At 61.0% G+C, this 8634-nt stretch carries 8 protein-coding genes; 4 read left to right on the top strand and 4 right to left on the bottom strand.

Annotated elements, in window-relative coordinates:
- Nucleotides 1-277 precede the first annotated feature (277 nt).
- The 4 genes from AC3EA7_RS02600 to AC3EA7_RS02585 all read right to left on the bottom strand — a co-directional run bounded on the left by AC3EA7_RS02600 (nucleotide 278) and on the right by AC3EA7_RS02585 (nucleotide 5150).
- Complete coding sequence (locus AC3EA7_RS02600; protein WP_488612468.1) at nucleotides 278-1033, bottom strand: PP2C family protein-serine/threonine phosphatase; 756 nt, start codon at nucleotides 1031-1033, stop codon at nucleotides 278-280.
- Nucleotides 1034-1563: 530 nt separating this feature from the next.
- A complete protein-coding gene (locus tag AC3EA7_RS02595) occupies nucleotides 1564-2976 on the bottom strand; it encodes an ABC transporter substrate-binding protein (protein WP_488612467.1) in 1413 nt (470 codons plus the stop codon).
- Between the two features lie 276 nt (nucleotides 2977-3252).
- Nucleotides 3253-4116 carry a carbohydrate ABC transporter permease gene (locus AC3EA7_RS02590; RefSeq protein ID WP_488612466.1) on the bottom strand — a complete coding sequence of 288 codons (864 nt, stop codon included), beginning with the start codon at nucleotides 4114-4116 and terminating at the stop codon, nucleotides 3253-3255.
- Nucleotides 4117-4238: 122 nt separating this feature from the next.
- A complete protein-coding gene (locus tag AC3EA7_RS02585; protein WP_488612465.1) occupies nucleotides 4239-5150 on the bottom strand; it encodes a carbohydrate ABC transporter permease in 912 nt (303 codons plus the stop codon).
- Nucleotides 5151-5469: 319 nt separating this feature from the next.
- Here AC3EA7_RS02585 and AC3EA7_RS02580 point away from each other — a divergent pair, with 319 nt between their 5' ends.
- From AC3EA7_RS02580 to AC3EA7_RS02565, 4 genes are all read left to right on the top strand, one after another.
- A complete protein-coding gene (locus tag AC3EA7_RS02580; protein ID WP_488612464.1) occupies nucleotides 5470-5679 on the top strand; it encodes a hypothetical protein in 210 nt (69 codons plus the stop codon).
- Nucleotides 5680-5810: 131 nt separating this feature from the next.
- Nucleotides 5811-7172 (top strand): 4-aminobutyrate--2-oxoglutarate transaminase, encoded by a 1362-nt coding sequence (gene gabT / locus AC3EA7_RS02575; RefSeq protein WP_488612463.1) that lies wholly within the window; start codon nucleotides 5811-5813, stop codon nucleotides 7170-7172.
- Entirely contained in the window at nucleotides 7165-7905 is a 741-nt protein-coding gene (locus AC3EA7_RS02570) for a Uma2 family endonuclease (RefSeq protein ID WP_488612462.1), read from the top strand. Before gabT ends, AC3EA7_RS02570 begins: the two co-directional genes overlap by 8 nt.
- Nucleotides 7902-8519, top strand: coding sequence for a GNAT family N-acetyltransferase (locus tag AC3EA7_RS02565; protein WP_488612461.1), 618 nt, complete (start codon nucleotides 7902-7904; stop codon nucleotides 8517-8519). Before AC3EA7_RS02570 ends, AC3EA7_RS02565 begins: the two co-directional genes overlap by 4 nt.
- Nucleotides 8520-8634 lie beyond the last annotated feature (115 nt).

Genomic DNA, 8634 nt, shown 5'->3' with positions numbered 1-8634 from the left:
ACCTGTCTGGTATTTGTGGCGTCAGACGTGCTTGTAGGTTTCGATCCACGAAGGGCGCGAAGAGTCACGAAGAACCTGTCTGGTATTTGTGGCGTCAGACGTGCTTGTAGGTTTCGATCCACGAAGGGCGCGAAGAGTCACGAAGAACCTGTCTGGTATTTGTGGCGTCAGACGTGCTTGTAGGTTTCGATCCACGAAGGGCGCGAAGAGTCATAAAGAACGGTGATCCAGCGCGGCGCCGTTGCACTGCAACGGCGCCGCGGTTTCATGGCATTTGTCAGTCGTCGATGCTATTGGGTATCTCGTCATGGCGTTCAGCGACTCGCTCGAACGGCACGCTCACTGTCATGCGGCGCGCGCGGTGCGCGCTTTCGCGGGCGACTACGGCGGCAACGACAATGCTGATGTCGTCGGCCGGTTCGTTGCGGTCGAGTTCCATGGCGCGATTAAAGAGCGCTTCAGCCAGCGTTGTGGCCGGCTGATCCGTCTCCACGCGCCACCCCGCCAGGTAGTTGCCAAGCTCCATATCGACCCCGTAGCGCTCACCTGCCTTGAGTAACCCGTCGGTGAACATGACGACTTGCAAGCCGGGGCGTAGCGCGATTTCGGTGATCACGGGCCTGGCGAGGGGATGTAAGCCTATCGGGGTCGATGGCTCATTGTGCAACTGCACCTCCCCCTCGCTCAGGACGAAGAACGGCGCCGGGTTGTTGCGCGAGACGCGCAGGCTGCCGCTCGCAAAGTCGATCGAGAGGATGTTGAGCGTGGCAGACGCCTGCCCCATACGATAGGTGTACAGATAATCGTGGACGGCGCGCGCCACCACTCCGTCGCGCGCGCCGTCCTTGAGTTGCGTCATTGCGCGCGTGGCGATCAGGTTACTCAGCGTCTTGGCGCCGCGCCCGCTCCCCTGCCCGTCCACCAGCACCACCGACAGACCTCCGCCGGGTCGCTCGATGACCTCGAGCGTGTCGCCGCTCTCAGAGGCGCCAGAGCGTGGTACTTTGACAACCGCGATATCTATGTGGAGCATTGTTGTTTCTCACAAGGGCGTCATCAACCGAACCTTTCCTTGTAGTATTGTAGAACGATGGAAAAGCCATCGCAAGCGGGATGAGCGGCGCGAGGATATGAGGCGCGGATCCAAAGGGAGAGTGTTCCGCATGTGAGGGATGTTGGGGCAAGGTGAGCGACAAGCGGAGCCAGGGACAGAGGTCTTTCAGGGGGAGGCTTTTGTGACAGGCGTGGGGGCTTTGCGCATCACAACGCCATGGGTTCCCTCATCCCCCCACCCTCGTCGCCTACAAGCGGTGCGCCGAGTCTGCCGAAGCGCGGAGAAGGGGGCGTAGGGGCGAGGCGCTTTGATACTCGCAACAGGCGATAGAACTCAGGAACACGCCGAAAAACGTGATACCTGAAAGCGTAAGGAAGCAGAGGCGGGGAGCCGGGTTCCGAGTTCCTGGTTCCTGGAACTCCTCCTGAAGCCGTGCGGTTGAGAAGGAAAAAGCGCACCGTTGGGGGGGAACCAGGCGCTGAGTTCCTGGTTCCCGGAACCCCGAACCCCTACCCCTCAACCGTCTTCAACAGCTCGACCGTCGGCTTGGCCGTCTCTTCGAGTTCCGCCTTGACGTCCATCCAGACCTTCGCCGGGTCTTCGCCGGCGATCGTAATGCGCTCCAGCCCTTTGCCGATAATCTGGTCGCCGCCACGCACATAGACGCGCGCCGAGTCCTGCGGGCGGGTCTTCGGCAGTTGCTCGACAGCCGTGCGGAAGTTTGGTCGTTCGGTAAAGTATTTCTGCATCGACTCCGACTCGACTGCCGCTTTGCGCACTGGCATATACCCTGTGCGCTGCGCCCATTGAATTGTCCACTCTTCGCCAGTAGCGAACGCGATCCACTTCATCGCCGCCTGCTGCTTCTCGGCGGGCAGACCAGCCAGGACCGCCATGCCCGCGCCGCCAGTGCAGCACCCGAAGCCAGCCGGGCCTTCCGGCAGGAAGCCGGTGCCGACCGGGAACTGTGCGTTCTTCTCGACGCCTGCCAGCGCAGCGGTGCTCAACATCGCACTGGCCGACAGACCCGTGACGAAGTCCTGGGTCACATCCTTCGGCGTGGTCGCCCACTTGTACGTCTGGGTCGTGTCGCGGTAGAAGTTGCCCGCCTTGATGCCGCCATCCTCGTGGATGCGGATGGTGAAGTCGGGGTCGCTGTAGCGACCGCCGTACTGCCAGATCACACCCTGGAAGAGCCAGGCGATGTAGCTGGCGGCGCCAGGATGGGCGAATGCCGAACGGCCATCCTTGTTGAGTTTCGGCGCCCACTCCATGAACTCATCCCACGTCTTCGGCGCACGATCTTCGAGACCGGCTTCCGCCCAGGCGTCTTTGTTGTAGTAAAACAGCGGGGTTGAACGCGCGAACGGAATCCAGTACACCGTGTTCTTGCGAACACCCTCGTTGAGCAGCACATCAACGTATGCCTCACGCTTGACGCCTTCGGCTGCCATCAGGTCGTCGAGCGGCTGCAACTGGCCGTTGATATAGAACGAGAACCACCAGACATCCGAGAGCAGGCTGACGTCAGGGGTCTGCCGCGCCTGCACCGCAGCGGTCAGCTTCTGCGCCGTTTCTTCGTAGCTGCCCTGGAACTGGTAGTTGACCTTGACATCCTTCTGCGCGTTGTTGAACGCATCAACGGTCGCCTTTTCGGCTTCGCCCAGAACGCCGCTGAACGACCCCCAGTAAGTGATCTCCACTGTCGAACCCATTGACCCCGAAGGCATGGTGGCTGGCGGCGCAGCAGTCGCCTGTTCAACGGTCGGCGCAGCGGTCGGCGGCACGGCAGTCGCCTGCCCAGCGGTTGGCGGCACGGCGGTCGGCGATGTCGTGGCTGCGCCGCCGCAGGCTGCCAGCGTCAGTGCACCGGCGCCCGCCGCAACGCCACGCAGGAATTGTCGTCGGTTAACCTTCGCCATGATTTTCTCTCTCCTCTCGTTAGCATCTGTCCCTGAGGTTGACGCCTGATACGACCGGTGCAACCACATGCGGCTGCACCGGTCATCTCAACCCTCAACCCTTTGTCAAGATCCTTGTAATCTACAACTTTCCCACCTTCCACTCCGCTTGCCGCTTATCCAATTTTCTGAACCACAGAGGCACAGAGGGCACAGAGAGAACCATCTTCGCACTCGTCAGGTGCGGGCAAGCGGGCCGTTTGCCCCTACGCACCTTTCCACCTTCAACCTGCAACCCTACCCCTTCACCGCCCCGGCGGCGATGCCTTCGACGATGTAGCGTTGCGCCCAGACGAAGAGCACGACCACTGGCAGGACCACAAACATGGTTCCTGCCATGACCACGCCCCAGCGCGCCAGGCCTTCCTGGTCGAGCAGGCGCGCCACGCCGATCGGCAGGGTGCGCATATCTTCCGTGCTGGTAATGATCAGGGGCCAGAGAAACTCGTTCCACTCATTGACAACCGCAAAGAGTCCGGTCGTCGCCAGCGCAGGCATCGCCAGCGGCACAGCAATTTCCCACAGGCGCCGCATATGACCGGCGCCGTCGATCTCGGCGGCTTCAAACACTTCACGCGGCAATGTCATAAAGTACTGGCGCATGAGAAAGGTGCCGAATGCCGTCGCCGCGCCAGGCAGGATAAGCCCCCAGTATGTATTGACCAGCCTGAGATCGCCCATCGTCAGAAAGTTCGGCACAATCGTGATCTGCGCTGGCACCATGAGCGCCGCCAGCACCATCAGGAAGACGATGTTCTTGCCGGGAAAACGAAGGAATACCAGCGCATATGCAGTTAGAACTGCTAGAGTCATCTTTGAAAGTGTCGTCGCCAGCGTCACGATGATGCTGTTGATGTAGTAGCGGGCGAACGGCGCCGCGTTCCAGGCGGCGGGATAGTTTTCCAGCGTCGGGTTGAGCGGGATCCAGGTCGGCGGCACAGTGTAGATCTCACGGCTGGTTTTGATCGATGCAACGAGCATCCAGTAGATCGGCAGCCCGATCACCAGCACCGAGACGATAATCGTCGCATACCCTGCCACGCGCCAGAGCCAGCGCTGCTGCAAGGCGCGCGCGCGCTGGCGTCGCCTGTGTCGCTTCATCGCTGCACGTTGTTGGAGGCCTGCTTGTTGTTCCATAGACTCAAGGGTGAGGGGTTAAGGGTTCGAACGTGTACCGGACACCGTTCAACCTTCCCACCTTTGCACCTGCAACCTTTCCACCTTCAACTGTAATGCACCCGTCGCTCCAGAAACCGCAACTGCAAAAGGGTCAGGATCAGCATGATCACAAACATCACCATCGCCACGACGCCTGCGGGGCCGGCCTGCGACTGGATGAAGCCGCGTTCGTACAGGTGGTACACCAGCATATTAGTGGCGTTCACCGGACCGCCGTCGGTCATTACCCGGATGATGTCGAACGCCTGGAAGCATGCCAGAATACTGGTCACTAGCAGGAAAAAAATGATCGGCGACAGACCGGGAAGCGTCACATGCCAGAATTGCCCCCATGGGCCGGCGCCGTCGATCCGGGCCGCTTCGTAGAGCGTCCGGTCGATCGTCTGCAATCCTGCCAGATAGATAACAACGGCGTAGCCAGTATTCTTCCAGATATAGACGATCAGCAGCGCCGTCATTGCCCAGTTCGGGTCTGCCAGCCAGTTGGGCGAAAGGATGCCGAACCATCCCAGGATCTGCGCCAGCAGCCCAAAACGCGGGTCGAAGATGTAGATCCAGACAATCGCAATCGCTGCGCCCGAAAGGACGGTTGGCGTGAAGAGCACGGCTCGCGCGCCGTCGCGCCAGCGCAGCGGCTGGTTCAACAACAATGCCAGCCCCAGTCCCAGGATCATCGTTGCAGCGACCGATACGACGGTGAATACTGCGGTGTTGATCAGAACGATGCGAAAAATCTCGCTGCTCAGGACGGTCTCGTAGTTGCGCAGACCGACGAAACGCCGGATCGGGCTGAGAAAGTTCCAACTGATCGTACTCAGGTAGGCGTTGTAGATCATGGGCCAGAACGTAAATGCCGCCAGGAGCAGTACGTTCGGGCCTATTAACAGAAGAAATAACAGTCTCTCGCGCCACTCGCGCGCACTGGCGCGGGGACGCGACACAGAGAATGCACTCATAGCATCGGCGTATCAACTGCCATGGTGGCGCAACTTAACATCAGTGCAGCGCCGCTCCTGATCGCCGTTGGGGGAACGTGTAGATGCAACACCAGGTGCAGGTATGATGATTTCAACACAGCATTTCTATTAATACTGCATTGGCGTTAAGTGATCACGAATAGTGCATTAAGTCAACCTTAATTTCCCATTAACTCCCCCGGTACGTGTTGCGGGCACAGGCGCCGGAGACCTGGCTGCCACACCTGGCATGTTCCGGTGCAATCGAGTATCATCATGGAGAGCAGGTTCGGATGCAGTCAGATCGGAAGGAGCGCGCATGGTGCGCTGGATGGCAGATGAAGAGTTGACGACCCTGCTGCGGCGCTACTACAGCGGCGAAGGCGGATTGTGGCCTGCGATCCGCGACTATGTCGCCGCCGAACTCCAGCGTCGCGGCATCGAAGGTGCGCGGCACATCCGCTTCCGCCGGCGTGATGATGGGTACGAAGTGATCATCGAAGACGCGAGCGGCTACGAACCAGAGTGACCTTGCCAGCGCCTTGAACCTGTGCTATAGTCAAAACCGTTCCCGCAGCCCCAGTGACTGGAATGCGGCACTGCCAGCAGTCGTCGGCTGCTGGTTTGTTCTTCTCCCTGCCGCCAGAGAAAGGAATCGCCATGACTGCCACGCCGACGCGCAGCATCAACCTTCGCACAACCGTTCCGGGACCGCGTTCGCGCGAACTGCTGGCACGACGCGCAGCGGCTGTGCCGGATGGTCTCTACAAAGCGCATCAGATCGCAATTGAAAGCGCAGCGGGCGCCCTAGTAACCGATGTGGACGGCAATACCTTCATTGATTTCGTCGGCGGCATCGGTGTGCTGAACGCCGGTCACTGCCCGCCTTCGGTGGTGGCTGCCATTCAAGAGCAGGCGGCAAAACTGATCCACTTCTCGGCGCTCGTCGGAACGTATGAACCATACATCGCGCTCTGCGAACACCTCAATACCGTTGTGCCGATCAGCGGTCCCTGCAAAACCATCCTGTCGAACAGCGGCGCCGAAGGGGTCGAGAACGCCATCAAGATCGCCCGCGCCGCAACCGGTCGCCAGGCGATCATCGCGTTCGAGGGGGCGTACCACGGGCGCACCTTGCTGACACTCACCCTCACCAGCAAGTACACCTTCAAAAAGACGTTCGGACCGTTCGCGCCTGAAGTGTACCGGGCGCCGTTCCCCGCCGCCTACCGGATGGGAGTGAGCGAGGACGAGGCGGTTGCACGCTGCTGGGAGGCGTTCGAGCGCATGTTGGTGGCGCACGTCGGTCCTGAGGCGATCGCAGCGGTCATTATCGAGCCGGTGCAGGGCGAAGGCGGGTTTATTCCAGCGCCGCGCGAGTTCATGCGGCGCCTGCGCGATTTCTGCGCGCGCAACGGCAGCGTGCTGATCGCCGATGAGGTGCAGTGCGGTTTCGGGCGCACCGGCACGTTGTTCGCCATGGAACAGATGGGGGTCGAGCCGGATATTCTGGTGAGCGCCAAGTCGATTGCCGCCGGTATGCCGCTCGCAGCAACCACCGGGCGCGCCGAGATCATGGACAAAGCGCACATTGGCGGTATCGGCGGCACCTACGGCGGCAATCCGCTGGCGTGCGTCGCGGCGCTCGAAGTGTTGAAAATGTTCGACGACGGCGAACTGCTGCGCCGGGCGCATCAGATCGGCGCAATCGTGCGCGAGCGCGGCGCGGTCTGGCTGCGCGACATCCCGCTGGTTGGCGATGTGCGCGGGTTGGGTGCAATGCTGGCGATTGAACTGGTCAGAGATCGCGCCACCCGCGAACCGGCAGCCGATGAAGTGCTGGAGGTGGTGCAGTACTGCGCCGAACACGGGTTGCTGACCATGCGCGCCGGGCTGTACGCCAACTGCATCCGCCTGCTCATGCCGCTGGTCATCACCGACGATCAGTTGCACGAAGGGCTCGACGTGCTCGATGAGGCGTTGCACGTGGTTGCACAGCGGAAAGGAGGTCCGAATGGCTGAGGTGATAACGGCGCCAGCCGTGATTGAATACCCGGAAAGTGATGGCAAACCCGTGGGCGAGACCGATGCGCATCGCCGTGAAATCCTGCACATCGTCGAAACGCTGGATCGCCATTTTCGGGATGTGCCGGACATCTACGTGAGCGGCAACCTGATGTTCTACTACGAGGAAGGCAACCCCTCGGCGGTCGTGTCGCCGGATGTGTTCGTGGTCAAGGGGGTGCGCAAAGGGTTGCGGCGCACCTACAAACTGTGGGAGGAGGGCGCTGCGCCATGCGTCGTCATGGAGATGACCTCGCGCTCGACGCGGCTGGAAGACAAGGGCAACAAACGCGCCCTCTACGCCATGCTCGGTGTGCGTGAGTATTTCCTGTTCGATCCGCTGGGTGAGTACCTGAAGCCGCCGCTTCAGGGGTTTACCCTGGTCGATGGCGAGTATGCGACGCTGCCATTTGAGGCTGATGGCGGCATCATCAGCCATGAGTTGGGACTGAAACTGTACCGTGACGACACGATGCTGCGCCTGATCGACCTGACGACCGGGAAGGAGGTCGTGCGCACCGAGCACCTGAGCGATGCTTTGCAGGAGGCGCTTGCCAGAGCGCAACAGGCGCAGGAACAGGCGCGCCTCGCCGAAGAACAGGCGCGCCGTGAGGCGGAAGCGCGGCGCGCTGCCGAAGTGGAACTCGAACGGCTTCGCGCCGAATTGCAACGGTTGCGCGAGGATGTATGAGCGAGATTGTGATTGTCAATACGCGCCCTGAGCATATTGACCAACTGGTGCAACACCAGCGCATCTGCTTCCCGACGCTCGCTGACCACGAACTGATGCAGCGTGAGCATTTCGAGTCGCAGTTGCGCCTCTTTCCCGAAGGGCAGCATGTTGCGCTCGATGGCGATCGGGTCGTCGGGCAGAGCAGCACCTTTCGCATCAGCGGCGCAATCGCCCTGGCGCCGCATACCTACCACTGGATCGTCGCCGGAAACTTCTTTACCAACCACGACCCGGCAGGGGAATGGCTCTACGGCGCTGATATGAGCGTGCATCCCGACTACCGGGGGCGCGGCATTTCGCGCATGCTCTACAATACGCGCAAAGACCTGGTGCGTCGCCTGGGGTTGCGCGGCATGGTTGGCGGCGGCATGATGCCGGGGTATGTGCGCTACCGCGACCGGATGAGTCCGCTGGAGTATGCGCAGGCGGTTGCGGCCGGCACTCTGATCGACCCGACGCTGACGCCGCAACTGCGCGCCGGTTTTGAACTGCGCGGCATTCTGCCCAACTACATCGAGGCTGGCGATCTTGGCAACGACTCGACGCTGATTGTTTGGGAGTATCGGGAATGATACGGGGATTTTTTCCCTGGCGCCGCGCTTTCTGATGCGGTATCGTTGAAATAAGTGAAAAGGGCGGAACGATGTGTCCCCTGCGATAACGCCAAACCGATGAAAGCCTGATGAT

Source organism: Roseiflexus sp. (assembly GCF_057785375.1).
The sequence above is the reverse complement of the archived record's forward strand: the minus strand, read 5'-3'. Positions and strand labels throughout refer to the sequence as shown.

What these genes read in the sequence shown, in the direction of transcription:
- AC3EA7_RS02590 (WP_488612466.1), bottom strand. Translation starts at nt 4,116, where the DNA reads ATGAAGCGACACAGGCGACGCCAGCGCGCGCGCGCCTTGCAGCAGCGC.
- AC3EA7_RS02580 (WP_488612464.1), top strand. Translation starts at nt 5,470, where the DNA reads ATGGTGCGCTGGATGGCAGATGAAGAGTTGACGACCCTGCTGCGGCGC.
- AC3EA7_RS02570 (WP_488612462.1), top strand. Translation starts at nt 7,165, where the DNA reads ATGGCTGAGGTGATAACGGCGCCAGCCGTGATTGAATACCCGGAAAGT.
- AC3EA7_RS02595 (WP_488612467.1), bottom strand. Translation starts at nt 2,976, where the DNA reads ATGGCGAAGGTTAACCGACGACAATTCCTGCGTGGCGTTGCGGCGGGC.
- AC3EA7_RS02565 (WP_488612461.1), top strand. Translation starts at nt 7,902, where the DNA reads ATGAGCGAGATTGTGATTGTCAATACGCGCCCTGAGCATATTGACCAA.
- AC3EA7_RS02585 (WP_488612465.1), bottom strand. Translation starts at nt 5,150, where the DNA reads ATGAGTGCATTCTCTGTGTCGCGTCCCCGCGCCAGTGCGCGCGAGTGG.
- gabT (WP_488612463.1), top strand. Translation starts at nt 5,811, where the DNA reads ATGACTGCCACGCCGACGCGCAGCATCAACCTTCGCACAACCGTTCCG.
- AC3EA7_RS02600 (WP_488612468.1), bottom strand. Translation starts at nt 1,033, where the DNA reads ATGCTCCACATAGATATCGCGGTTGTCAAAGTACCACGCTCTGGCGCC.